This is a genomic window from Oleiagrimonas sp. MCCC 1A03011, from assembly GCF_003267965.1.
Classification (GTDB): domain Bacteria; phylum Pseudomonadota; class Gammaproteobacteria; order Xanthomonadales; family Rhodanobacteraceae; genus Oleiagrimonas; species Oleiagrimonas citrea.
The window spans coordinates 40,666-63,742 of sequence record NZ_MSPY01000003.1; the positions used below are offsets into that span (position 1 = coordinate 40,666).

The window sequence follows — 23,077 nt, forward strand, 5'->3', positions numbered from 1 at the left end:
TCGGACCGTTCCGGCACGCGCCGCGATCCGTCTGTGGGATACTGGACGAGTCGGCTGCGCTGCCTGTCGCAGCCACTGAGATACACGGCCGGCAAGCTGTCGGCAACCAACACCGTACCGAGGTACCGAAGATGGATGACAACAAGCGTCGCGCGCTTTCCTCCGCGCTGAGCCAGATCGAGAAGCAGTTCGGCAAGGGCGCGGTCATGCGCATGGGCGACCACACCCAGGTCGCCATCGAGACCGTGTCCACCGGTTCGCTGGGATTGGATATCGCGCTCGGCGTCGGCGGTCTGCCGCGTGGACGCGTGGTCGAGATCTACGGTCCGGAATCGTCGGGCAAGACCACGCTGACCCTGCAGGCCATCGCGCAGTGCCAGAAGGCCGGTGGCACCGCCGCCTTCGTCGATGCCGAGCATGCGCTCGATCCGAGCTATGCCGAGAAGCTGGGTGTCAACGTCGACGACCTGCTGGTGTCGCAGCCGGACACCGGCGAGCAGGCGCTGGAGATCGCCGACATGCTGGTGCGCTCGGGTGCCGTGGACATGGTGGTGGTCGATTCGGTCGCCGCGCTGACGCCGAAAGCCGAGATCGAGGGCGAGATGGGCGACTCCCACGTCGGCCTGCACGCACGTCTGATGAGCCAGGCGCTGCGCAAGCTCACCTCCAACATCAAGAAGACCAACTGCCTGGTCATCTTCATCAACCAGATCCGCATGAAGATCGGCGTGATGTTCGGCAGCCCCGAGACCACCACCGGCGGCAACGCGCTGAAGTTCTACGCCTCGGTGCGCCTGGACATCCGCCGCATCGGCGCAGTGAAGAAGGGCGACGAGGTGATCGGCTCGCAGACCCGCGTGAAGGTGGTCAAGAACAAGGTCGCGCCGCCGTTCCGCAAGACCGAGTTCGAGATTCTCTACGGCGAGGGCACTTCGCGCGAGGGCGAGATCATCGAGATGGGCGTGGAGCAGAACCTGATCGACAAGGCCGGTGCCTGGTACAGCTACAAGGGCGACCGCATCGGTCAGGGCAAGGAGAACGTGCGTCAGTACCTCAAGGATCATCCCGAGATGGCCAACGAGGTCGACGCCGAGCTGCGTGCCCGTCTGCTGGTTCCCGCAGGCGGCAAGCCCGCGGCGGACGATGCGAAGGAAGATTCGGTGGCCGAAGAGGCCTGAGCCGTCTCGGTTGCACCGTGCGGCCCGGACATGCCGGGCATGAGAACATCGAAGCCGCCGGCAATCCGTTTGCCGGCGGCTTCGATCATCTGGAGGGCGCATGCCGCTGGGGCGCAGGAAAAAAACCGACAAACCCAGACGAAGTGCTTACGACAAGGCGCTGGCGCTGCTGGCACGCCGCGAGCAGTCGCGCCATGAGCTGCAGGAACGTCTGCTGCGCGACGGTTATGCACGCGATGAGGCGCGAGAGGCGCTCGACCACCTGGCCGAGGACGGCTACCAGGACGATGCGCGCTTTGCCGAGATGATGGTGCGCTCCCGCATTCTCAACGGTTACGGTCCGCGTCGCATTCGTGCGGAGCTTCGCACCCACCGGATCGGCGACGCACAGGTCGAGCGGCAACTGGCCGAGGCCGAGGTCGACTGGCTCGCCTCGGCGCGTACTCAGCTGCACCGCCGCTATGGCGAATCCCCGGTATCCGACTACGCCGAACGGGCCAAGCGCGCGCAGTTCCTCTTGCGTCGCGGCTTCGACGCCGCCACAGTAAACAGCGTTACCCGTGCCGATGTGGACGATGCTGTCGACAGCGAGGATTGATGCGATCCCCGCCGCAGGCGTCGCTTCGGCGTATACCCTTCATGAATTTCACACCGTAAGTGCATGAAAACAGCAGAGATACGCGCGCGATTCCTCGATTTCTTCCGTGACCGCGGCCACACCATCGTGCCGTCGGCCCCGCTGGTGCCGGGCAACGACCCGACCCTGATGTTCACCAATTCGGGGATGGTCCAGTTCAAGAACGTGTTCCTCGGCAGCGAGAAGCCGGGCTACGTGCGCGCTGCCGACGTGCAGCGCTGCCTGCGCGCGGGCGGGAAGCACAACGACCTGGATGCGGTCGGCTACACCGCGCGCCACCACACCTTCTTCGAGATGCTCGGCAACTGGTCGTTCGGTGATTATTTCAAGCGCGAGGCCATCGCTTGGTCATGGGAGCTGCTGACGCAGGTCTTCGGCCTGCCGGCGGACAAGCTGACGGTCACCGTCTACCAGACCGACGACGAGGCCTTCGACATCTGGAAGGACGAAATCGGCGTGCCGGCCGAGCGCATCATCCGCATCGGCGACAACAAGGGCGCGCCGTACGCTTCGGATAATTTCTGGCAGATGGCCGACACCGGGCCGTGCGGTCCGTCCAGCGAGATCTTCTACGACCACGGTCCGCATATTCCCGGCGGTCCGCCCGGTTCGCCGGACGAGGACGGCGACCGCTTCATCGAGATCTGGAATCTCGTGTTCATGCAGTTCGACCGTCAGCCGGACGGCTCCCTGCAGCCGCTGCCGGCACCGTGCGTAGACACCGGCATGGGTCTGGAGCGCCTGGCCGCGATTCTGCAGGGTGTGCACTCGAACTACGAGATTGACCTGTTCCAGCGCCTGATCGCGGCCGCCGCGAAGCTGACCGGCACTGAGGATCTGGAGAACAAGTCGCTGCGCGTGATCGCCGATCACATTCGCGCCTGTTCGTTCCTGATCGTCGATGGCGTTACGCCGTCCAATGAGGGGCGTGGCTATGTGCTGCGTCGGATCATCCGCCGCGCGCTGCGGCATGGCTGGATGCTGGGCGCCAAGGACGAGTTCTTCTGGAAGATGGTCGCGCCGCTGGTCGCCGAGATGGGCGAGCCGTATCCGGAGCTGGCCAAGGCGCAGGACGCTGTCGAGAAGACGCTGCGGCAGGAGGAACAGCGCTTTGGCGAGACGCTGGAGCAGGGCATGAAATTGTTCGAGGACGTAGTGGCGCTCGGCGGCGACAAGATCATCGCCGGCGAGGACGCCTTCCGCCTCTACGACACCTACGGTTTCCCGGTGGACCTCACGGCCGACATCGCTCGCGAGCGCGGTATGGAAGTGGACATGGCGGGCTTCGAGCGCGCGATGGAGGCACAGCGTGAGCGTGCGCGTGCCGCCAGCCGCTTCGAATCCAAGGCGCAACTGCCGGCCGAACTGGTCAGCCGGCTCGTCGCCACCGAGTTCCTGGGCTACGAGACCCTGACGGTAGCCGATGCCCGTGTCGTCGCCATCGTGCGCGACGGGCAGAGCATCGAGCAGCTGGCGGATGGCGAGGAGGGCACGATCCTTCTGGATCGCACGCCGTTCTACGCCGAGTCCGGTGGCCAGGTGGGTGATGCCGGCGCGTTGCACAGCGCTGGCGGCGCATTCGACGTGCGCGACACGCAGAAGCTGGCCGGCGCCTATCACGGCCATGTGGGCCGCTGGAACGGCTCGCAGGCGCTCGCCGTCGGCGCGCAGTTGCACGGAGAAGTCGATGCCGCCCGGCGTCAGGCCATCGTGCTCAATCATTCGGCGACGCATCTGCTGCACGCCGCGTTGCGCAAGGTGCTCGGCGAGCACGTCACCCAGAAGGGGTCGTTGGTGGCGCCGGATCGCCTGCGCTTCGATTTCTCGCACGACCGGTCGGTCACGACGGAGCAACTGCAGGAAATCGAGTCGCTGGTCAATGCCGAGATCCGCCGCAACGAAGCAGCCGATATCCGTCACATGGGCTACCAGGAAGCCATTGACTTCGGTGCCATGGCGCTGTTCGGCGAGAAGTACGGCGACGAGGTGCGCGTACTGAAGATGGGCGATTTCTCGACCGAGCTGTGCGGCGGCACGCACGTATCGCGCACTGGCGACATCGGGTTGTTCAAGATCGTGTCCGAATCCGGCGTGGCGGCTGGCGTGCGGCGCATTGAAGCTCTAACTGGTGAAGGGGCCGAGGCGCATGTGCGCGAGCAAGAGGAGCGCCTCATCCGTCTGGCAGGGAAGTTGGGTGCCAGTGTTGGCGATGCCTACGAGATGTTGAGCAAAGTACTCGAGCACACGCGCAAGCTCGAACGCGAACTGGAGGCCGTCAAGGCACGCGCCGCTTCCGCGGCCTCCGCCGACCTGGCGTCCAGCGCGCACGACGTGAATGGCATCAAGCTGGTTGCAGCGCGTCTGCCCGGGCTGGACAGCAAAGCGTTGCGCGACGGTCTGGATCGTCTCAAGCAGCAGCTCGGCGATTGCGTCGTGCTGTTGGCGAGTGCGAAGGACGGTAAGGCGACCCTGGTCGGCGGCGTGCATGGCGCGGCGCTGGGTCGCGTCAAGGCGGGCGCGATGATTTCGCATGTCGCCGGACAGATCGACGGCAAGGGCGGCGGGCGTCCTGACATGGCGCAGGGCGGCGGGGTCGACTCGCCGGCGCTGGATGCCGCGCTGGAGGCTTTGCCGCAGTGGCTCGAGGCGCAACTCGGCTGAGAATGCGCGTGCCAGTCAAACATGCTGTCATAGCAGTAATTGCACGGAACTTGCGCGGCGGCTAGTATCGGTCGACCATCGGCCCCTGTTGAGGTCTGGTGGGAGCCGAAACGGTGGATTTCCGCCGTTCACGGAGCCGTATGTACAGGGGAGGGCCGTGACGATCGCGGATCGTCGCGATCGACCCGCGCAATCAGGGGTGAGGTGCGCGGTTCATGTTGGATCACGGCCCTTAAGGAGCCAGGAGTAACGAACTATGCTGATATTGACCCGACGAGTCGGGGAAACCTTGATGATCGGTGACGAGGTGACGGTTACCGTTCTCGGTGTGAAGGGAAACCAGGTGCGCATCGGTATCAATGCGCCCAAGCATGTTTCCGTGCATCGCGAGGAAATCTACCAGCGGATCCAGCGTGAGCAGGATCAGGCGGGTGCCCCCGGAGTCCCCCCGAGCGAGGAAAATGACTGACAAGGGTTTACGAAAGTATTCGCTTGCAGTTATCCTAGCCGGCTTCCGGTTGACGGAAATTTCAACGGAGAGATGCCCGAGTGGCTGAAGGGGCTCCCCTGCTAAGGGAGTAGAGGGTTAATCACCTTCTCGAGGGTTCGAATCCCTCTCTCTCCGCCAGTTTTGCCCAGGGTTCGCATGGCGAATCCTCCCGTTGCGATACGGGATTGCCTTGGTTGACTTGGCTGGATGGACATCCATCCGTCCAACGTTGTCGTCTCGCATCCGCGCGATTCGATAAATTTTCGACCAAAGTGAAATTAGCTGTTGACGAGCGGGGCCGGTTTGAGAATAATGCCGCGCTTCGCACAGACACCCGCAGCGCATCGCGGGTGTCGCAAAACTTGATAAGCGCCCGTAGCTCAGCTGGATAGAGTACCTGGCTACGAACCAGGCGGTCGGGAGTTCGAATCTCTCCGGGCGCGCCATTCAAGAAAGGGCAGTGTGTGATGCGGGTTGGTCTCGCACTGTCCAGGACGGCAATTGGGTTTGCCGACCGACGGGACAAATCAGAACCGCAGAGATTCGCTCCGCGCTCTGGATCGGATTGACTGCACTTTGGTGCCCCCGTACCATGCCGAGGCTCCGCAAGCCGCAGGGCCTGGGACGGGATACGGGGTATAGCTCAGCCTGGTAGAGCGTTGCGTTTGGGACGCAAAAGTCGGGGGTTCGAATCCCTCTACCCCGACCAGAGTATCCGGACGCGTCAGGCGCCTGTAGCTCAACCGGATAGAGCATCGGCCTTCTAAGCCGACGGTTACAGGTTCGAGTCCTGTCGGGCGCGCCAAATTGTGGTCGTTCGAACTGTGGTGGGCGTAGCTCAGCTGGTTAGAGTCCCGGATTGTGATTCCGGATGTCGTGGGTTCGAGTCCCATCGTCCACCCCACTTTTTACAATGGGCCGTTAGCTCAATTGGTAGAGCAGTTGACTCTTAATCAATTGGTTGTAGGTTCGAGTCCTACACGGCCCACCATCTTCAAGCGGCTTGCAGCGATGCGAGCCGCTTTTTTTTTGTACCGGGGGTTGGGTGTATGTGTGCCGCGTGCCAGTGCTGGCATGGTGTGCACACGCTTTCTCTTGTGCGAAGGGTTCGCGACACCTTAAAATCCCCGTTTCGTGTACGGGAATCGTCGACTTGAGCTCGATGGCGGAACGAAAGCCGCAACGCGGCTCGGGCCGGTCGGCAGGGCGAAAGTGGCGGAATTGGTAGACGCACCAGATTTAGGTTCTGGCGGGGCAACCCTTGCGAGTTCGAGTCTCGCCTTTCGCACCATTCCCATTTCATTCCAACGGGTGGCACTGATGCCGCCAAGGCTTCCGTGTCAGGCGGGTTTCAGGAGAGGTCATGCAAGTTTCGGTTGAGAACGTCGGCAAGCTCGAGCGCAAGTTGACGGTGAAGATCCCGGCGGATCGACTGGAGAACAGGGTCAGCGAGCGGCTTGCCGAAATGGGGCGCACCGTGCGCCTGAAGGGCTTCCGTCCAGGCAAGGTGCCGAGCAACGTGATCAAGCAGCGTTTCGGCGCGCAGGTCCGCGGCGAAGTGCTGTCCGACTTGATCGGAAGCAGCCTCGGTGAAGCGTTCGAGCAGGAGAAGCTGCGCCCGGTCGCTCAGCCGTCGGTCGACACCACCGGCGAGGCCGAGGACGGACACATTTCGTACACAGCGACCTTCGAGATCATGCCCGAGCTGCCCGAAGTCGATGTGTCCAGCATCGAGTTGGAGAAGCCGACGGCGGAAGTGACCGACGCCGACGTGGATTCGATGATCGAGACGTTGCGTCTGCAGCGTCGCAGCTTTGATCCGGTCGAGCGTGCCTCCGAGGCCGGCGATTTCGTGATGTTCGACTACGACGCGCAGGCGGACGATTACCGCTTCCCCGAGGAAGGTCAGGAGCGCGCCGGCAGCGTGATCGGTGGCGGTACCCTGTTCGAGGCCCTGGATGAGGCGCTGACTGGCCACAAGGCCGGCGAGAGCTTCACCAAGGACATCGCCTTCCCGGAAGATTTCGGCAATGCGCAGCTGGCCGGCAAGACCGCGACGGTCAATCTCAGCATCGCCAAGGTGCAGGCGCCGAACCTGCCCGAGATCGACGACGCCTTCGCCAAGGCCTTCGGCATCGCCGATGGCACCGTCGAGACCCTGCGCAAGGAAGTCCGCGCGAACCTCGATCGTGAGCTGAAGGCTGCGCTGGCCGGTCGCCTGAAGAACCAGGTCGCCGAGAAGCTCGCCGAGATGCACGACGACATCGACGTGCCCAAGGTGATGATCGATGGCGAGGCCAGCGGCATGGTGCGCAGCCAGTTGCCGGAAGGCCAGGAGCCGACTGCGGAAATGCTCGCCGCCGCCGAGCCGATGGCGCGCAAGCGCGTGATCGCCGCGCTGCTGCTGGGCGAGATCGCTCGCCGCGAGGAGATCAAGGTCGACCACAAGCGCGTGGCCGAGACCCTGAGCGCGATCGCCTCGACTTACGAGGAGCCCGAGCGCGTGGTTGAACTCTACAGCGGTGACCCCCAGCTCATGCAGGGCCTGCACAACCGTGTCCTGGAAGACCAGGTGGCGGCGTGGGTGGCGGAGAACGCCAAGACCACCGAGAAGGAGCTCAGCTTCGACGAGGTGATGAAGCCGCAGCGCGGTTGATCGCAGACCGCGCCGTATCGACTGGGAGAACATCCGTGGACCCGATCCAGAATCTCAACCTCGTGCCGATGGTGGTCGAGCAGACCTCGCGCGGCGAGCGTTCGTACGACATCTACTCGCGCCTGCTGAAGGAGCGCGTGGTGTTCCTGGTCGGCCCGGTCGAGGACAACGTGGCCAACCTGATCGTGGCCCAGCTGCTGTTCCTGGAGTCGGAAAATCCGGACAAGGACATCAGCCTGTACATCAACAGCCCCGGCGGTTCGGTGACCGCCGGGCTGGCGATCTACGACACGATGCAGTTCATCAAGCCCAACGTCAGCACCATCTGCGTCGGTCAGGCGGCCAGCATGGGCGCGCTGCTGCTGACTGCCGGTGCGGCCGGCAAGCGATATTCGCTGCCGCATTCGCGCATCATGATCCATCAGCCCTGGGCCGGTGGCATTTCCGGGCAGGCCACGGACATCGAAATTCACGCCCGCGAAATCCTGACCATGCGCGAGCGTCTGAACGACATTCTTTCCAAGCATACCGGCAAGCCGGTGGACGACATCGCGCGCGATACCGAGCGCGACCGCTTCATGAGCAGCGCCGAGGCCAGCGAATACGGCCTGATCGACTCCGTGATCGATCAACGCGCGCTGGATGCGGCCAAGTCGTCCTGATGCAGCCTGCGATCAAGGCACGCGCGCCTGCGTTGCAGGGGCGCGGGGCTATGCTATTCTCGGCTCGCGGCCGGAAACATATCGGGAATCAAGAGCATGAGTGACGATCGGCAGGGCCGTTCCAGCGACAGTGGCAAGATCCTCTACTGTTCGTTCTGCGGCAAGAGCCAGCACGAAGTTCGCAAGCTGATCGCAGGACCGTCGGTGTACATCTGCGACGAGTGCGTGGAGCTGTGCAACGACATCATCCGCGAGGAGCTGGAAGAGAAGGCGTCCAGCGGGCGCACCCACCTGCCCAAGCCCCGCGAGATCATGGAAACCCTCGATCAGTATGTGATCGGGCAGGACCGCGCCAAGCGCGCCCTGTCGGTGGCGGTGTACAACCACTACAAGCGCATGGAGTCGCGTCAGAAGGACGACGACGTCGAGCTGTCCAAGTCGAACATCCTCCTGATCGGTCCGACCGGCTCGGGCAAGACGCTGCTGGCCGAGACGCTGGCGCGTCTGCTCAACGTGCCGTTCACCATCGCCGACGCCACCACGCTGACCGAAGCCGGTTACGTGGGCGAGGATGTCGAGAACATCATCCAGAAACTGCTGCAGAAGTGCGACTACGATGTCGACAAGGCGCAGTCGGGCATCGTCTACATCGACGAGATCGACAAGATTTCGCGCAAGAGCGACAACCCGTCCATCACCCGCGACGTGTCGGGCGAGGGCGTGCAGCAGGCGCTGCTGAAGCTGATCGAGGGCACGCTGGCCTCGGTGCCGCCGCAGGGCGGCCGCAAGCATCCGCAGCAGGAATTCCTGCAGGTCGACACCAAGAACATCCTGTTCATCTGCGGTGGCGCGTTCGCCGGACTGGAGAAGGTGATCCAGCAGCGCTCGGAGACCACCGGTATCGGCTTCTCCGCCGAGGTGCGCAGCAAGGAACGCAACGACAACATCGGCAAGGTGCTGTCCGGCGTCGAACCGGAAGACTTGGTGCGTTTCGGCCTGATTCCGGAATTCGTCGGACGTCTGCCGGTGATCGCCACGCTGGAAGAGCTGGACGAGGACGCCCTGGTGCAGATCCTGGTCGAGCCGAAGAACGCCGTCACCAAGCAGTTCCGCAAGCTGTTCGAGATGGAGGACGTCGAGCTGGAGTTCCGGCCCGAGGCGCTCAAGGCCATTGCCCGCAAGGCGCTCAAGCGCAAGACCGGCGCGCGCGGCCTGCGTACCATCATCGAGCAGGTGCTGCTGGACACGATGTTCGAGCTTCCGTCGCTGGAACACGTCAGCAAGGTGGTGGTCGACGATGCCGTCATCGAGGGGCAGGCCGAACCCTATCTGATCTACCGCGGCAATCTGCAGCAGTCCGCGGAAGGCACCAGCGGCGCGGCCTGACGCAGCGCATGATCCGCTCGCAGGCCTTGAGAAGAGGCGTGACGGACTCCACTTGACCCTTATGAGACCCGAGTTCAGGCTCGGGTCGTGCATATACGTGTCCAGGAAATCATTCATGACGCAAGTAGCCCAGTCCTCCACTGAACAGACGCTCGCATCCGTACCGGTTCTGCCGTTGCGCGACGTGGTGGTCTATCCGCACATGGTGATTCCGCTCTTCGTGGGGCGGGAGAAATCCATGCGCGCGCTGGAAGCGGCGATGGACGGCGAACGGCAGATCCTGCTGGTGGCGCAGACCGGCGCGGACATCGACGATCCGGTGCCCGGTGACCTGTACACCATCGGCACCGTGGCCAACGTCCTGCAGTTGTTGCGTCTGCCCGACGGCACCGTCAAGGTGCTGGTCGAAGGCCAGTCGCGCGTGGTCGTGGACGATTACCAGGATGCCGATGATCTGCTGCGTGCGAACGCGCATGTGATCGAGTCGATCTACGATCAAGGCGAGCGCGAACTCGAAGTGGTTTCGCGCACGCTGGTTTCGCTGTTCGAGCAGCTGGTCAAGCAGAGCCGCAAACTGCCGCCGGAGGTGCTGTCGACACTGTCGGGTATCGACGATCCGTCGCGTCTGGCCGATACCATCGCCGCGCACCTGTCCGTGCGCATTGCCGACAAGCAGAAAGTGCTCGAGACCATCGAGGTCGGCACGCGCCTGGAGCAGCTGGTCGGACTCGTCGATGGCGAGATGGATCTGCAGCAGGTCGAGAAGCGCATTCGCGGCCGCATCAAGTCGCAGATGGAGAAGAGCCAGCGCGAGTACTACCTCAACGAGCAGATGAAGGCCATCCAGAAGGAGCTTGGCGAGAGCGAGGACGGCACCAACGAAGTCGAGGCGCTGCAGAAGAAGATCGACGCCGCCGGCATGCCCAAGGAAGTGCTGGCCAAGGCCAAGCAGGAGCTGAACAAGCTCAAGCAGATGTCGCCGATGTCGGCCGAGGCCACGGTGGTGCGCAACTACCTCGACTGGCTGGTCGGTGTGCCCTGGAAGAAGCGTTCCAAGGTGCGCAAGGACCTGCAACTGGCCAAGGAAGTGCTCGACGCCGATCACTTCGGTCTCGAAGAGGTCAAGGAGCGCATCCTCGAATACCTGGCCGTACAGCAGCGCGTGAACAACATGAAGGGTCCGATCCTGTGCCTGGTCGGCCCGCCGGGTGTGGGCAAGACCTCGCTGGGCAAGTCCATCGCCAAGGCCACCAACCGCAAGTTCGTGCGCAACAGTCTGGGTGGCGTGCGCGACGAGGCCGAGATCCGCGGTCACCGCCGCACCTACATCGGCTCGATGCCGGGGCGCATCGTGCAGAACCTCAGCAAGATCGGCACGCGCAATCCGCTGTACGTGCTCGACGAGATCGACAAGATGTCGATGGACTTCCGCGGCGATCCGTCCTCGGCGTTGCTGGAAGTGCTCGATCCCGAGCAGAATAACGCTTTCAACGATCACTATCTCGAGGTCGACGTCGACCTGTCCGAGGTCATGTGGATCGCCACGGCCAACTCGCTGAACATCCCCGGTCCGCTGCTGGACCGCATGGAGGTCATCCGCATCCCCGGCTACACCGAGGACGAGAAGATCGCCATCGCACGGCGCTATCTGCTGCCCAAGCAGCTCAAGGCCAATGGTCTGAAGGACGACGAATTGAGCGTGTCCGACAACGCGCTGCGCGACATCGTGCGTTACTACACGCGCGAGTCGGGCGTGCGCAATCTCGAGCGCGAGATCTCGCGGATCTGCCGCAAGGTGGTGAAGACGCTCTCCCTCGAGGACGCGGCCAAGAAGGGCGGCAAGGACAACAAGAAGAAGGCCAAAGCCGCTTCGGATGCGGTATCCAAGGCCAAGCGCAAGGGCATCAAGATCGATTCGCGCAACCTGGACAAGTATCTCGGCGTGCGCCGCTTCGATTTCGGTCGCAAGGAACAGCAGAACGAAGTCGGCCTCGTGACCGGCCTGGCCTGGACCCAGGTTGGCGGCGATCTGCTGAGTATCGAGGCGTCGGTGGTGCCCGGCAAGGGCAAACTGGTGCATACCGGTCAGCTCGGCGACGTGATGAAGGAGTCGATCCAGGCGGCGTTGTCGGTGGTGCGCGCACGTTCCGAAGTGCTTGGCATCGATCCGGATTTCCACAGCCAGAACGACATCCACGTGCATGTGCCCGAAGGCGCGACCCCGAAGGACGGTCCCAGCGCAGGCATCGCCATGTGCACGGCGCTGGTGTCGGTGCTGACCAAGGTGCCGGTGCGCGCCGAGGTGGCCATGACCGGCGAGATCACGCTGCGCGGTCGCGTCCTGCCTATCGGCGGACTGAAGGAGAAGTTGCTGGCGGCGCATCGCGGCGGTATCACCACGGTCATCATTCCCGAGGAGAACCGCAAGGATCTGGCCGATATTCCGGACAACATCACCAGCTCGCTCGACATTCATCCGGTGCGCTGGATCGACGAAGTGCTCGATCTCGCCCTGGAACGGCCGCTCGGCCCGAAGGCCAAGTCCGGGTCCGGCAAGGAAAAAGAAGGCACGGCGGTGAAATCTTCGAAGAAGCCGTCGGGACGTTCCGCCCCTTCGCGCACGCATTGATTCATCGTTTTTGGACGAAGTCGATCTGCGGTCGAATGCATTCGCCCGGCGATACTTCGCCGGGCATTTTTCTCCCCTAGCTACAGCGGTTTGTCAAGAACACCAAGAATCGGCTGAAACCCTTGTCCCGACTTGTATTGCGGACCCTATGGGGCACTGGTATAAAGACCGTATCGCGGCGTTGTCGTTACCTCGACCAGCGTTGCGTGTTCAGGGTCTGCAGGTTGGTATCGGGGGAGACCAGAACCCACTTTTCGTGTTGGCCGGCTGCTGCGTTGTTGGCAGGGCCTGTCAATAACTTGACCAAGGAGTAAATCAATGAATAAAGGCGACCTCATCAATTCTCTGGCCGAAGAAGCCGAGCTGAGCAAGGCCGACGCCACCCGTGCCGTTGACGCCTTCACCGAAGTCGTGAAGAAGGCCCTCAAGAAGGGTGACACGGTTTCTCTGGTCGGTTTCGGCACGTTCTCCGTGCGCAAGCGCGCCGCACGTACCGGTCGCAACCCGCGTACCAACGAAGTCATCAAGATCAAGGCTTCGAAGGTTCCGGGCTTCAAGGCTGGCAAGGGCCTCAAGGACGCTCTAAACTAAGACGTTTGTCGGGTGCTTAGCTCAGCGGTAGAGCGTCTCCTTTACACGGAGAGGGTCGGGGGTTCGATCCCCTCAGCACCCACCAGTGTTTCGCGAGATGACGACCTGCCTCGAGCGACACACTGACGTCCCGGTTCGCGGAGTGGTAGTTCAGTTGGTTAGAATGCTGGCCTGTCACGCCGGAGGTCGCGGGTTCGAGTCCCGTCCACTCCGCCACTTGTCGATCAAGGGCGCCTGCGAGGCGCCCTTGATTTTTCCGTCTGTCGAGACACGGCCCTGACCAGCGGTACAGATCCATGCTGCAGAACCTGCGCGAAAAACTTCACGGATGGCCCGCCATCATTCTGTTCGGGGCGCTGGCCCTGTTGCTGGCGAGTTTCGGATTGATCGGTTATGTGAGCCAGCAGGCCGACACCTTCGTCGCCAAGGTCGGCAAGCACGAGATCTCACAGCGCGACTACCAGGACCGCATGAACGCCCTGCGCCGTCAGGCCACGGCGACCCAGGGGGCGAATTTCGATCCCTCCTACTTCGACAAGCCCGAAGTGAAACAGCAGGTGCTGGAGGCTCTCATCAAGCAGCAACTGCTGCTGCAGGCCAATGACGAACTCGGCTTGAAGGTGACCAACGCACAGTTGCGCGACGAGATCGCCAACGATCCCAATTTCCAGGTGGACGGCAAATTCAACGCCGACACCTACACGGCTATCCTGAACAACAACGGCATGACGCCGCAGATGTATCAGGATCGCGTACGCTCCTCCCTGGCGACGAGCCTGCTGCCCAACGCGATCACCCATTCGGAGGTGATCACCAGCGCCGACGTCGATCGCTACGTGAGCCTGCAGACCCAAAAGCGTGATCTGCGCTATGTCGTTCTGCCGCGTCCCGCTTTGACCGACAGCACGGTCAGCGACAAGGAGATCGCGGACTGGTACGCGAAGCACAAGTCCGATTTCATGACCAAGGAGAAGGTCTCGGTCAATTACATCGAATTGAGCACGGATGACGTCAAGGCCGACAGCACGCCGGACGAAGATGCGTTGCGTCAGCGCTACGAGCGTGAGAAGAATCGATACCAGGAACCCGAACAGCGTCTGGTTTCCCACATTCTCGTCAGTGTGCCCAAGAACGCCACGCCTGCGCAGCAGAAGGCCGCGCTGGCCAAGGCCGATTCCATCTACAAACAGGCGGAATCGGGCGTCGACTTCGCCAAGTTGGCGAAGAAGTATTCCGACGATCTGGGTTCCAAGAGCGATGGCGGCAGCCTGGGCTGGATCGAGCGCGGCGTGACCAACAAGGCCTTCGAAGACGCCTTGTTCTCCATGAAGAAAGGGCAGATCTCCAAGCCCGTGCTGTCGCCCGAGGGCTATCACATCATCGATCTTCGCGGCGTCCGGGCTGGCAAGGTGAAGCCGTTCAGCGAAGTGCGTGATCAGCTCGCGAAGGAAATGGAGCAGGGCGATCTGGAGCGCAAGTACAGCGAGCTTGCCGGCAAGCTGACCGACAAGGTCTATGCCGATCCCAGTTCGTTGACGCCGGTGGCGCAGGAGCTGGGGCTGAAGGTCCAGCATACCGATCTGTTCACGCGTGAAGGCACCAAGCAAGGCATCGCCTCGAATCCGAAGGTGGTCAAGGCCGCGTTCTCCGATCAGGTGCTGGTGCAGGGCAATACCTCCGATGCGATCGACTTGGGATCCAACCACATGGTTGTCGTGCACGTGCGCAAGCACGAGCCGTCGAAGCTGCAGCCTCTGGACAAGGTGAGCGGGCAGATCCGTGCCGATATTCTGGCTCAGCGCGTAGCCGAGGCCGCCAAGGCGCAGGCTGCCAAGCTGCTGGCTGAGGTGAGCAAGAATCAGGATATGTCCAAGGCGGTATCCGGGCTGGGCGTCGCCGTGCAGCCGCTGAAGGGAGCAGAGCGAACTCAAAAGGGCGTGCCGCAGAAACTTCTGGATGAAGCGTTCCGCATGCCGCACCCGAGCAAGAACGCCTCCAGCTATGCCAGCGTCGATCTCGGCAACGGCAGCTATGCGCTGGTGCGCCTCGATGCGGTGCATCCGGGCGATCCGTCGAAGATTCCCGAGGCGGTCCGGAACATGCTGCGTCAGCGCATGGCGCAGGCGTACGCGACCACGGAAACCAATGCGTTCATCGATGTTCTGCGTAAGAACACCAAGATCGAGACCGTCAAGAGCCGTATGTAAGTCTGGAATAATCTCGGGTTATTCCGGAAGCCTAATCAGCATTTCGGAAGCCAAGAAAAAGGGCCGCACAAGCGGCCCTTTTTCTTGGCTATAGAAGTGGCTAACCGGGTTCAGATGCCGGTCATGCCCAGCGTGCTGTATCCGGCGTCAACGTAGGTGATTTCACCGGTGATGCCCGAAGCCAGATCCGAGCACAGGAAGGCGGCGGCATTGCCGACGTCCTCGGTGGTCACGCTGCGGCGCAGCGGCGCGTTTTCCTCGACGTGGTCGAGCATCTTGCGGAAGTTACCGATGCCGGCCGCGGCCAGCGTCTTGATCGGGCCGGCCGAGATGGCGTTCACGCGCGTGCCCTCGGGGCCGAGGTTGTAGGCCAGGTAGCGCACGTTGGCTTCCAGGCTGGCCTTGGCCAGGCCCATGACGTTGTAGTTGTTCAGCGCGCGCACGGCGCCCAGGTAGCTCAACGTCAGGATCGCGCTGCCACGGTCCTTCATCATCGGACGGGCGGCCTTGGCCAGTGCCGCCAGGCTGTAGCTGGAGATGTCGTGCGCGATGGTGAAGTTCTCGCGCGTGAGGTTGTCCAGATACTGGCCCTGCAGCGCTTCGCGCGGCGCGAAGCCGACCGAATGAACGAGAATGTCGAAACCGTCCCAGTGCTGGCCCAGTTCCTTGAACACATTGTCGATTTGCGCGTCGTCGGCGACGTCGCAGGGCACGACGATGTTGGAGCCGAACTCCTGTGCGGCTTCCTCGACGCGGCTCTTCAGTCGGTCGTTCTGGTAGGTGAAGGCGAGTTGCGCACCCTCGCGATGCATCGCGTTGGCAATGCCCCAGGCGATGGACCGCTGACTGGCGATGCCGACGATCAGGGCACGCTTGCCGTGCAGGAATCCCATGGCTCCTCCGAATACGTTGTTGAGGCCCGTTTGAAACGGACGGGAATGGCAAGTTTAACCGAGGTTGGGGTCCTGAGCGTATCCGTTCGGTTCAGTTCGTGCGGTCGATCATCAGTACCTGTCCAGGTCTGAGTATCCCGCCGTGCAAGTGGTTGAGTTCGCGAAGTCGATGGATGCTGACGCCATGGCGATGTGCGATCTTCCACAGCGAGTCGCCGGCCATGACGGTGTAGGTAGTCGGCTGACGGGGGACGCGACCGTCGGCCACGGCATGGCGCAGACGTTGTGCCGCGGTCGCCGGCAACAGCACGCGCCAGGGGCCGTTGATCGGCATGCGCCCGTGCAGATAGGCCGCATTCAGTGCACGCACGCGTTTGAGCGGGGTGCCGGACGCATGCGCCACGTCCTTCAGAAGGGTCGGTCCGGTCAGCATTACGACACGCAGTTGTTGCGCGGCTGGCAGATCGGGCAACTGCACGTGGAATCTTTGCGGTTCGCGGATCACGCAGGCGATGGCCAGCAACTTGGTCAGGTGTTCGCGGGTGGTACGTGTGACGGCGAGATCCGGAATGACCGGCTCGGCCGGTGCGGGGCCTGCGCTGTGCAGGCGGCGGATGCGGTACTCGCCGGCGTTGTAGGCCATGTCGACCAGTCGCCAGTCCTGCCAGCGCTGGCCGTAGCCGTAGAGCAGCTTCATGACGGCGGCCGGGGTGCGGGTGCGATCAAGCCGGCCGTCGTAGTCGCGCTTGATCGGCAACCCCATCGCACGGGCCGTGATGGGCATGATCTGCCACATGCCGGCCGGGCGGCCGCCGCGGGGTGGGTAGGCCCGGTAGCGACTCTCCACCCATGGCAGCAGACTGAACTCGGCGGGTACCCCGGCTTTGCTTGCGGCCTGGTCGATGTAGGCGATGGTGGGGGTGACCGATTTCAGGTAGCGCTCGAAACGGTGCGGATGGCGTGTGAAACGATGCGCCCAGACGAGGATCTGTGGATCGGCATCGCAGCCCGGCATGGCGAAGCGCCCGCGCATGTGCGACCACAGGGTCGGCGGCGCAGCGGGCGTGAGTGTCTCGGGTGCACGGGTGGGTGATTCTGCCGTTGACGTAGCGGGTGCGGGGCGGGGCGACGGAGAGGGCAACGAGGGTCTGGGAGCCTGCGTGCTGCAGGCCGCGAGCAGCGACAGCAGCACGCAGGCTGCCGACAGGCGCAGGCGGGTATTCATGCAGTGAAGTGATCCTTGGCGCGACGCAGGGCGGCGAAGCGCTGCACGCGGTCGTCGTCGATGCCCTGAGCTTGTGCCCAGGCCTTGATGGACGGCGTATCGCTGCGCAGGAACGGATTGCAGGCACATTCGTCGCGGAGCGGAACAGGAAGCGTCGGCCGCCCTGCCTCGCGCAGACGTTCGACTTCCTCGCTGCGCCGCGCCAGGTCGATATTGTGCGGATCCACGCTGCGGGCGAACGCGGCATTGGCCTGGGTGTATTCGTGCGCACAACAGACCTGTGTCTCGCCGGGCAAGGCGCGTAGGCGGTCCAGGGAGGTCAGCATCTGCGCGGGTGTGCCCTCGAACAGTCGGCCGCATCCCAGGCTGAACAGGGTGTCGCCGCAGAACAGCAGGCCGTGACCGTAATAGGCGACATGGCTGCGGGTATGACCGGGGATTCCGATTACCTCGAAGCACATGTCCAGAGCGGGAATGTTCACCGTGTCGCCGTCTTGCACGTGCTGGCTCGCACAGGCGATGCGTTCATCGTGCGGCGCGTGGACCGGAACCGGCTGCGTGGCGAGAAGCGCTTCGACACCGCCGATGTGATCGGCGTGGTGGTGCGTGAGCAGAATGGCCTGCAGCTTCAGTCCCTCGGCATCCAGTATGCGCTGCACGGGCGGCGCCTCGCCTGGATCGATCACGATGGCCTGGCCAGCTTCGTCGGAGAGCAACCAGATGTAGTTGTCGCGCAGGGCTGGAATGAGGCGTAATGACATGAAAACACGATGGTTCGGGCCGAATGCACGACTATAGCAGTGCGTTCCGATGACGCGCAGGGCGCTTCCATGCGCAGTCATGTCCAGTACACTAGCGGCGATGCATTTGATCGATATGGACCCCGATGCCCGTCCCCGAACAGGTCCTGTACGCCACGACCGCCATGCGCGCCCTGTTGCGGGCGGAAGAGGCTCTGTTGCGTGCATCCGTGCCGGCGCGTGCGGGCAGCTATGGTCTGTATCTGGGCATGCGTGATGGGGGCCGCGTTTGCGCCGAAAGCGCAGCACACTGGGTCCGCCTTCATTGTGACAACGAGCTGTGGCGCGGTTCGCTTCACGCCCGCCGTGACGAGGCGCTGCCGTTCGCGGAAGGAGCGTTCTCGGTAGTGGTCATCAGTCATGCGCAGCAATTCGGCGGTCACTCTCAGGCGCTTCTGCACGAGGCTGCGCGGGTGACGGCGCCGGGCGGAACACTCGCCCTGAGTGGCATGCATCCATTCAGCGCGTGGGCGCCCTGGCTGTCATGGTGCATGCGTGGCGCAAGCCAGTCTCTGCAACTGCGTGCTCCGCTGCACTGGACGCGCTGTGTCGTCGAGCAGGGCTTCAAGGTGCAGGGCATCCACCGTTTCGGACGGATACTCCCGCGCGGCGAGGCGGTGCAGGGCATGGGTTCCGAACAGCTTGGCGGCGGCTACCTCGTGGTCGCCCGCAAACATCCAGCGGCGGCAACGCCCCTCCGATTCGCGCGGTTGCCCGAGCGCGTACGCGGGACAGGATCCTTGGCACCGGGCGCGCATCGGGAGTGCGCATGAGCGGCATGCCGCAAACGCAAGTGGAGATCTTCACGGATGGCGCCTGCCTGGGCAATCCGGGACCGGGTGGATGGGCCGCGCTGCTGCGCAACGGCGAGGTCGAGAAGCTGCTCGATGGCGGCGAGCCTGACACGACGAACAATCGCATGGAGCTGATGGCGGCGATCGCCGGTCTCGAGGCGCTGAAACGCCCCTGCCACGTGACCCTGACCACCGACTCGCGGTATGTCATGCAGGGCATCGAGGAGTGGGTGCCGCGCTGGCGCGCGAACGGCTGGCGCACGGCCGGACGCAAGCCGGTGAAGAATCAGGATCTGTGGCAGCGCCTGGTCGCGGCCAGCGAGCCGCACCGGATCCGCTGGAAATGGGTGCGCGGGCATTCCGGCCATGCCGAGAACGAGCGCGTGGACGATGCCGCACGTCAGCAGGCCGAGGCGCTGAAGGTGCGCGCGTGAGGGAAACGCTATGAGACAGATCGCTCTCGATACCGAAACCACCGGTCTGGAAGTGCAACAGGGGCATCGCGTCATCGAAATCGGCGCGGTGCAGATTCTGGAGCGACGCGTCACGCGGCATACGTTCCACACGTATCTGAACCCCGATCGTGCGATCGACGAAGGGGCGCGCGAAGTCACCGGCATCGCCGATGAATTCCTGCTCGACAAGCCGCGTTTCCACGAAGTGGTGGATGACTTCCTCGCTTTCATCGAGGGGGCCGAACTGATCATCCACAACGCGGCGTTCGACGTCGGCTTCCTGAATGCCGAACTGAAGCGCGCCGGATCGCAGTACGGCAGCATCGCCGATCATGCGCAGGTGCTCGACACGTTGCAGATGGCGCGAGACCGCTATCCGGGGCAGCGCAACAACCTGGATGCCTTGTGTCGCCGTCTGGGCGTGGACAACACACATCGTGATCTGCACGGTGGTCTGCTCGATGCGCAGTTGCTGGCCGATGTCTATCTGGCCATGACTTCGGGGCAGGTGGCGCTGGATCTCGGGTTCGGCGCCAACGATCCGTCATCGAGCGGCCCATCGCTGGACGAGATCGCGCCTTTGCTCAAGCGCCCTCGCGTGCTTCGCGCCACGGCCGATGAACAAGCGGCCCACGAAGCGCGCCTGGATGCGCTCGACAAGAGTGCAGGCGGCAGCGTCTGGCGACGTTAGAGGAGACTCTGAAGCGGCTGCCCGTTTTGTCTTGCCGATCGGCGGAGCAGTCGATCCCGAGCGGGATGGCGCGGAAGTCCTGAAGCTGAGCCGAGGAGTCAGTTGTGCGCGATGCGCACCAGGAGCGCGGTGATGTTGTCGCGGCCTCCCGCCTGCAAGGCGTCCAGAATCAACTGATCGACACATTCCTGGGCCGCGAGGTCCGTGCGCTGCAGGCATTGCGCTAGCTGGTTGTCGTCCAGTTCCTCGGTCAGCCCGTCGCTGCACAGCAGAAAGCTGCCGCTGCCGTGCAGGTCACCGCGGCGCGACTCGATCTGCAGGTCGTCGGGGGCGGTCACGCCGAGCGCCTGGGTCACCACGTTGCGGCGCGGGTCACGACGAGCCTGTTCTTCGTCGATCAGACCCTCGTCGATCTTCTCCTGCACCGCCGAGTGATCATGCGAGAGGCGCTGCAGCAGGCCATCGGCGAACAAGTAGATGCGGCTGTCACCGACCCAGGCCGCATGATAGTTCGCTTTTTCAAGACGCAGCAGCGCAATGGTGGTGCCCATCGGCTGCCCTTCGCTGCAGTATTCGGGATGCGCGATCAGGGTCTTGTCGGCCTGTCGGATCGCATGGTCCGGGTCGGCGTCGTGACGCAGGTCGTCGACGATGGAATCGCGTGCCAGGGCCGCGGCCAGTGCGCCATGGTGGTGGCCGCCCAGCCCGTCCGCGACCAGGAATACGCCGGATGCGGGGTCGGCGTAGTACGTGTCCTCATTGCGCGTGCGACGCAATCCGACGTGCGTGGCGTGTCCGAATTCGATCATGGGCGAATGGCGGCCGAGGGTGGGTGGGCAGGTGATGTTCGCAGCGTGGGTCTGAATGTATCGCATACGAGAGGGACCGGCTTGCGCCGGCCCCCGATCACTTCGTCTCCACGTATCGAGACCGAAGGCGTCTGCTTCAGTCCTTGAACGGAAGCGCGTGCTCGGTCTGTGCGGCGCTTCGTTGCGTGGAGTTGACGCATTGATCGTATTGAAACTCGCAATAACTCGGGCTGTAGCCCGCAGTGAGGCACAGGTTCAGCTGTTCGCCGCACGAGCTCGGCGGTGCGGCGTGCAGTGTCCGTCCCGGCAGAGCCAAAGCCGCCGCAGCCATGAAACCCGTGAGAAGCATAGTGCGCATGTGCATGATTTTCTCCTTAAAAAAAGCACAACCCCCTGCTATTTGATCGTATCAGCGCATGTTTTCCCTGGCCACTGATGGGTGAGTGATGTGCCAGGTGGTCGATGACCCTTCGGCGCTGTGCCGTCGTCTGGACGAAACAGCACGACAGGGATGGAGCGGTGGATTTCGCTCAAGTCGACATCTGCAGCGTCAGCGACGGAGTCGATGGAGTCTTGCCTGCGGCACAAAAAGCGAAACGCCCCGAGCGGGGCGTTTCGAAAGATCTGGCGGAGAGGGAGGGATTCGAACCCTCGATACGGGTATAAGCCGTATACACACTTTCCAGGCGTGCTCCTTAAGCCACTCGGACACCTCTCCGGAACGGCCGTCACAGCGGACGCGCGACGGCCAAGAGGCGGAAGAATACAGGCACTGCGGCTGGCAGACAAGCGACAGCGTGGATTTCAGCCGCTGTCCGGGTGCGGCGAATCGGGCGTCGGAAGTTCGATGACCTGACCGGGCTCGACCACGGCGAAGCCGCGTGCGCGCAATGCCTCGCCGTCCTGCGCCGAACTGTAGTGATAAAGCAGCATCCGTTCGCGCAGATCGGCCGTGTATTCGCGTTCGATGTCGTCCACGCCGGAATGCGAAGGATTGCCGTGCAAGCTGCAATCGTGCGCGATGGGACCGCCATGCGACGCGACACTTTCGAGCACTTCCGGGATCGGCCGGGTATCTCCGGTGAAGGTGAAGCATCCGCGCAGGTGAAGGCCGTACGAGGTGCCCGGGCGGTGGTGACGGGTCGGGAATACGTCGAACCAGAGCCCCTCGTGCCAGAACCCGCGCGAGCAGGGCGTCAGGCGGAAGGCATCCCAGTAGTTGCTGCCGCCCTCTGCGGCGACGTTCGGGTAGTCGGCGACGCGTCCCTGTAGCAGCGGGACCAGTGACGCATGGGTGTAGATGACCGGTTCGGGGAAGCGTTCTTCGCCAAAGCGGATGCGTGTGAAAAGCGCCTCCATGCCGCCGACGTGGTCCATGTGTACGTGCGTGATGTACAGCGCCTCTGGCGCGACGCCGTAGGTTTCCCAGTAGCGTGGCACCACGTCCGGACCGCAGTCGATCAACAGGATCGGCTTGCCGTCGCGCTCGAGTACGGCCGCGGAGCTGCCCAGTGCCGACAATTCGGCCGCACCGGTGCCGAGGAAGCGCAGTGTCCAGTTCATTCGGTCGTCTCCCGTTCCCATGCCGAAGCATAGGCGTGCATGAGCGGCGTCCAGCATTCCTGCTCGAAGGCGGCTTCACCATCCCGTGCCGCGCCCAGTTTCACCAGTGAACGCCGCAGGCGCTGCAGGTTGGACTGCCGCCAGCCCGAAGCGGGACGGCGCAGTTCACCGCGATCGAAGTCGATAAGATACAGCCCTTCGGGCGCGACCAGCACATTGTGCGCATTCAGGTCTGCGTGCCACACGCCGTGGCGGTGGAAGCGCGCGACCAGGCGCCCGGTCTCTGCGGTCAGCGCGGTGTCCAGGCGGCCTTCGGCGAGACAGGCGGCGAGGGTGGTGGCGCCTTCGATCTGCCGCGTGATGAGGTCGGCCGTGTAGTACATGCCGTAGCGCTGGTAGCGCGCGGTGACCGGCTGCGGCACCGGAAGGTCGACCGCGCACAGGTGCACCAGCAGACGGAATTCGGCGAAGCTTCGTGTGCGTTCGCGTCCGTTCCACAGATAGCGGTCGCCGAGCAGCCGGGCGACCATGCCGCCCCGATGGAAATGGCGCAGCACGCAGGGACCGATGGGCGTGTCCACGAAACAGGCCGAAGCGCGACCGCCGCCACGGGCACGCAGACGGCTGGCGCGTTCCCAGGCGTCGGGATCGAACCACGCGTGTCCGACTTGTGGAGCAAGGTCCGCGTCGAACACAATCGTGCCGACGGCGTCGGAATGAATGCGTGCGTCAGTCATGTTCTCGCTTTTC

Annotated in this window: 20 protein-coding genes and 10 tRNA genes; 22 read left to right on the forward strand and 8 right to left on the reverse strand. The window is 63.4% G+C overall.

The genetic code is table 11. The features are described 5' to 3' along the window. Positions 1-131: 131 nt before the first annotated feature. From recA to BTJ49_RS06775, 19 genes are all read left to right on the forward strand, one after another. Entirely contained in the window at positions 132-1,178 is a 1,047-nt protein-coding gene (recA, locus tag BTJ49_RS06685; RefSeq protein ID WP_113064637.1) for a recombinase RecA, read from the forward strand. A gap of 100 nt (positions 1,179-1,278) precedes the next feature. Further along, complete coding sequence (locus tag BTJ49_RS06690) at positions 1,279-1,776, forward strand: regulatory protein RecX (RefSeq protein WP_113064638.1); 498 nt, start codon at positions 1,279-1,281, stop codon at positions 1,774-1,776. Between the two features lie 63 nt (positions 1,777-1,839). After that, positions 1,840-4,476 carry an alanine--tRNA ligase gene (gene alaS / locus BTJ49_RS06695; RefSeq protein WP_113064639.1) on the forward strand — a complete coding sequence of 879 codons (2,637 nt, stop codon included), beginning with the start codon at positions 1,840-1,842 and terminating at the stop codon, positions 4,474-4,476. Positions 4,477-4,732: 256 nt separating this feature from the next. Further along, on the forward strand, positions 4,733-4,945 hold the full coding sequence (csrA, locus tag BTJ49_RS06700) for a carbon storage regulator CsrA (protein WP_113064640.1): 213 nt from the start codon (positions 4,733-4,735) through the stop codon (positions 4,943-4,945). 66 nt (positions 4,946-5,011) lie between these two features. Then, a tRNA-Ser gene (locus BTJ49_RS06705) sits at positions 5,012-5,104 on the forward strand. 231 nt (positions 5,105-5,335) lie between these two features. Continuing rightward, a tRNA-Arg gene (locus tag BTJ49_RS06710) sits at positions 5,336-5,412 on the forward strand. A 186-nt stretch (positions 5,413-5,598) separates the two neighbouring features. Further along, positions 5,599-5,675, forward strand: a tRNA-Pro gene (locus tag BTJ49_RS06715). A 19-nt stretch (positions 5,676-5,694) separates the two neighbouring features. Continuing rightward, a tRNA-Arg gene (locus tag BTJ49_RS06720) sits at positions 5,695-5,771 on the forward strand. A 22-nt stretch (positions 5,772-5,793) separates the two neighbouring features. Further along, positions 5,794-5,870 (forward strand) — tRNA-His (locus tag BTJ49_RS06725). An 11-nt stretch (positions 5,871-5,881) separates the two neighbouring features. Continuing rightward, positions 5,882-5,957, forward strand: a tRNA-Lys gene (locus BTJ49_RS06730). A gap of 215 nt (positions 5,958-6,172) precedes the next feature. Then, positions 6,173-6,257, forward strand: a tRNA-Leu gene (locus tag BTJ49_RS06735). Between the two features lie 72 nt (positions 6,258-6,329). Beyond that, positions 6,330-7,622: a trigger factor gene (tig, locus tag BTJ49_RS06740; protein ID WP_113064641.1), complete on the forward strand. Its 1,293-nt coding sequence runs from the start codon at positions 6,330-6,332 to the stop codon at positions 7,620-7,622. A gap of 35 nt (positions 7,623-7,657) precedes the next feature. After that, on the forward strand, positions 7,658-8,284 hold the full coding sequence (gene clpP, locus BTJ49_RS06745; protein ID WP_113064642.1) for an ATP-dependent Clp endopeptidase proteolytic subunit ClpP: 627 nt from the start codon (positions 7,658-7,660) through the stop codon (positions 8,282-8,284). A gap of 96 nt (positions 8,285-8,380) precedes the next feature. Further along, positions 8,381-9,670 carry an ATP-dependent Clp protease ATP-binding subunit ClpX gene (gene clpX, locus BTJ49_RS06750; RefSeq protein ID WP_113064643.1) on the forward strand — a complete coding sequence of 430 codons (1,290 nt, stop codon included), beginning with the start codon at positions 8,381-8,383 and terminating at the stop codon, positions 9,668-9,670. A gap of 115 nt (positions 9,671-9,785) precedes the next feature. Then, on the forward strand, positions 9,786-12,299 hold the full coding sequence (gene lon, locus BTJ49_RS06755; protein ID WP_113064644.1) for an endopeptidase La: 2,514 nt from the start codon (positions 9,786-9,788) through the stop codon (positions 12,297-12,299). Between the two features lie 318 nt (positions 12,300-12,617). Continuing rightward, the gene (locus BTJ49_RS06760; protein ID WP_113064645.1) at positions 12,618-12,890 is read left to right on the forward strand and encodes an HU family DNA-binding protein; all 273 of its coding nucleotides are present in this window, start codon (positions 12,618-12,620) and stop codon (positions 12,888-12,890) included. A 10-nt stretch (positions 12,891-12,900) separates the two neighbouring features. Further along, positions 12,901-12,975 (forward strand) — tRNA-Val (locus BTJ49_RS06765). A 54-nt stretch (positions 12,976-13,029) separates the two neighbouring features. After that, positions 13,030-13,106, forward strand: a tRNA-Asp gene (locus BTJ49_RS06770). Positions 13,107-13,186: 80 nt separating this feature from the next. Beyond that, a complete protein-coding gene (locus BTJ49_RS06775; protein WP_113064646.1) occupies positions 13,187-15,097 on the forward strand; it encodes a SurA N-terminal domain-containing protein in 1,911 nt (636 codons plus the stop codon). Between the two features lie 110 nt (positions 15,098-15,207). Here BTJ49_RS06775 and BTJ49_RS06780 read toward each other — a convergent pair whose 3' ends face one another. From BTJ49_RS06780 to gloB, 3 genes are all read right to left on the reverse strand, one after another. After that, positions 15,208-15,990 carry an enoyl-ACP reductase gene (locus BTJ49_RS06780; RefSeq protein WP_113064647.1) on the reverse strand — a complete coding sequence of 261 codons (783 nt, stop codon included), beginning with the start codon at positions 15,988-15,990 and terminating at the stop codon, positions 15,208-15,210. Between the two features lie 91 nt (positions 15,991-16,081). After that, complete coding sequence (locus BTJ49_RS06785) at positions 16,082-17,215, reverse strand: LysM peptidoglycan-binding domain-containing protein (protein ID WP_240601761.1); 1,134 nt, start codon at positions 17,213-17,215, stop codon at positions 16,082-16,084. Further along, on the reverse strand, positions 17,212-17,976 hold the full coding sequence (gene gloB, locus BTJ49_RS06795) for a hydroxyacylglutathione hydrolase (protein ID WP_113065072.1): 765 nt from the start codon (positions 17,974-17,976) through the stop codon (positions 17,212-17,214). Before gloB ends, BTJ49_RS06785 begins: the two co-directional genes overlap by 4 nt. A 125-nt stretch (positions 17,977-18,101) precedes the next feature. Here gloB and BTJ49_RS06800 point away from each other — a divergent pair, with 125 nt between their 5' ends. Genes BTJ49_RS06800 through dnaQ form a run of 3 tightly spaced genes read left to right on the forward strand, consistent with a single transcriptional unit; the run spans position 18,102 to position 19,955 of the window. After that, positions 18,102-18,788: a methyltransferase domain-containing protein gene (locus BTJ49_RS06800; protein WP_113064649.1), complete on the forward strand. Its 687-nt coding sequence runs from the start codon at positions 18,102-18,104 to the stop codon at positions 18,786-18,788. After that, positions 18,785-19,243 (forward strand): ribonuclease HI, encoded by a 459-nt coding sequence (gene rnhA, locus BTJ49_RS06805; protein ID WP_113064650.1) that lies wholly within the window; start codon positions 18,785-18,787, stop codon positions 19,241-19,243. The genes BTJ49_RS06800 and rnhA overlap by 4 nt, the downstream gene beginning before the upstream one ends. 10 nt (positions 19,244-19,253) lie before the next feature. After that, positions 19,254-19,955, forward strand: coding sequence for a DNA polymerase III subunit epsilon (gene dnaQ / locus BTJ49_RS06810; protein WP_113064651.1), 702 nt, complete (start codon positions 19,254-19,256; stop codon positions 19,953-19,955). Between the two features lie 98 nt (positions 19,956-20,053). Here dnaQ and BTJ49_RS06815 read toward each other — a convergent pair whose 3' ends face one another. The 5 genes from BTJ49_RS06815 to BTJ49_RS06835 form a co-directional block, all read right to left on the reverse strand. Then, positions 20,054-20,764, reverse strand: coding sequence for a protein phosphatase 2C domain-containing protein (locus BTJ49_RS06815; RefSeq protein WP_113064652.1), 711 nt, complete (start codon positions 20,762-20,764; stop codon positions 20,054-20,056). A 136-nt stretch (positions 20,765-20,900) separates the two neighbouring features. Beyond that, on the reverse strand, positions 20,901-21,128 hold the full coding sequence (locus BTJ49_RS06820) for a hypothetical protein (RefSeq protein ID WP_113064653.1): 228 nt from the start codon (positions 21,126-21,128) through the stop codon (positions 20,901-20,903). 261 nt (positions 21,129-21,389) lie between these two features. After that, a tRNA-Ser gene (locus BTJ49_RS06825) sits at positions 21,390-21,482 on the reverse strand. Positions 21,483-21,568: 86 nt separating this feature from the next. After that, on the reverse strand, positions 21,569-22,327 hold the full coding sequence (locus tag BTJ49_RS06830; protein WP_113064654.1) for an MBL fold metallo-hydrolase: 759 nt from the start codon (positions 22,325-22,327) through the stop codon (positions 21,569-21,571). Further along, a complete protein-coding gene (locus tag BTJ49_RS06835; protein ID WP_113064655.1) occupies positions 22,324-23,064 on the reverse strand; it encodes a 3-deoxy-D-manno-octulosonic acid kinase in 741 nt (246 codons plus the stop codon). Before BTJ49_RS06835 ends, BTJ49_RS06830 begins: the two co-directional genes overlap by 4 nt. Positions 23,065-23,077 lie beyond the last annotated feature (13 nt).

Bases quoted from the DNA above. Each gene is read 5' to 3' on its own strand.
- recA (WP_113064637.1), top strand. From the start codon at position 132: ATGGATGACAACAAGCGTCGCGCGCTTTCCTCCGCGCTGAGCCAGATC.
- BTJ49_RS06690 (WP_113064638.1), top strand. From the start codon at position 1,279: ATGCCGCTGGGGCGCAGGAAAAAAACCGACAAACCCAGACGAAGTGCT.
- alaS (WP_113064639.1), top strand. From the start codon at position 1,840: ATGAAAACAGCAGAGATACGCGCGCGATTCCTCGATTTCTTCCGTGAC.
- csrA (WP_113064640.1), top strand. From the start codon at position 4,733: ATGCTGATATTGACCCGACGAGTCGGGGAAACCTTGATGATCGGTGAC.
- tig (WP_113064641.1), top strand. From the start codon at position 6,330: ATGCAAGTTTCGGTTGAGAACGTCGGCAAGCTCGAGCGCAAGTTGACG.
- clpX (WP_113064643.1), top strand. From the start codon at position 8,381: ATGAGTGACGATCGGCAGGGCCGTTCCAGCGACAGTGGCAAGATCCTC.
- lon (WP_113064644.1), top strand. From the start codon at position 9,786: ATGACGCAAGTAGCCCAGTCCTCCACTGAACAGACGCTCGCATCCGTA.
- BTJ49_RS06760 (WP_113064645.1), top strand. From the start codon at position 12,618: ATGAATAAAGGCGACCTCATCAATTCTCTGGCCGAAGAAGCCGAGCTG.
- BTJ49_RS06775 (WP_113064646.1), top strand. From the start codon at position 13,187: ATGCTGCAGAACCTGCGCGAAAAACTTCACGGATGGCCCGCCATCATT.
- BTJ49_RS06780 (WP_113064647.1), bottom strand. From the start codon at position 15,990: ATGGGATTCCTGCACGGCAAGCGTGCCCTGATCGTCGGCATCGCCAGT.
- BTJ49_RS06785 (WP_240601761.1), bottom strand. From the start codon at position 17,215: ATGAATACCCGCCTGCGCCTGTCGGCAGCCTGCGTGCTGCTGTCGCTG.
- gloB (WP_113065072.1), bottom strand. From the start codon at position 17,976: ATGTCATTACGCCTCATTCCAGCCCTGCGCGACAACTACATCTGGTTG.
- BTJ49_RS06800 (WP_113064649.1), top strand. From the start codon at position 18,102: ATGCCCGTCCCCGAACAGGTCCTGTACGCCACGACCGCCATGCGCGCC.
- rnhA (WP_113064650.1), top strand. From the start codon at position 18,785: ATGAGCGGCATGCCGCAAACGCAAGTGGAGATCTTCACGGATGGCGCC.
- dnaQ (WP_113064651.1), top strand. From the start codon at position 19,254: ATGAGACAGATCGCTCTCGATACCGAAACCACCGGTCTGGAAGTGCAA.
- BTJ49_RS06815 (WP_113064652.1), bottom strand. From the start codon at position 20,764: ATGATCGAATTCGGACACGCCACGCACGTCGGATTGCGTCGCACGCGC.
- BTJ49_RS06820 (WP_113064653.1), bottom strand. From the start codon at position 21,128: ATGCACATGCGCACTATGCTTCTCACGGGTTTCATGGCTGCGGCGGCT.
- BTJ49_RS06830 (WP_113064654.1), bottom strand. From the start codon at position 22,327: ATGAACTGGACACTGCGCTTCCTCGGCACCGGTGCGGCCGAATTGTCG.
- BTJ49_RS06835 (WP_113064655.1), bottom strand. From the start codon at position 23,064: ATGACTGACGCACGCATTCATTCCGACGCCGTCGGCACGATTGTGTTC.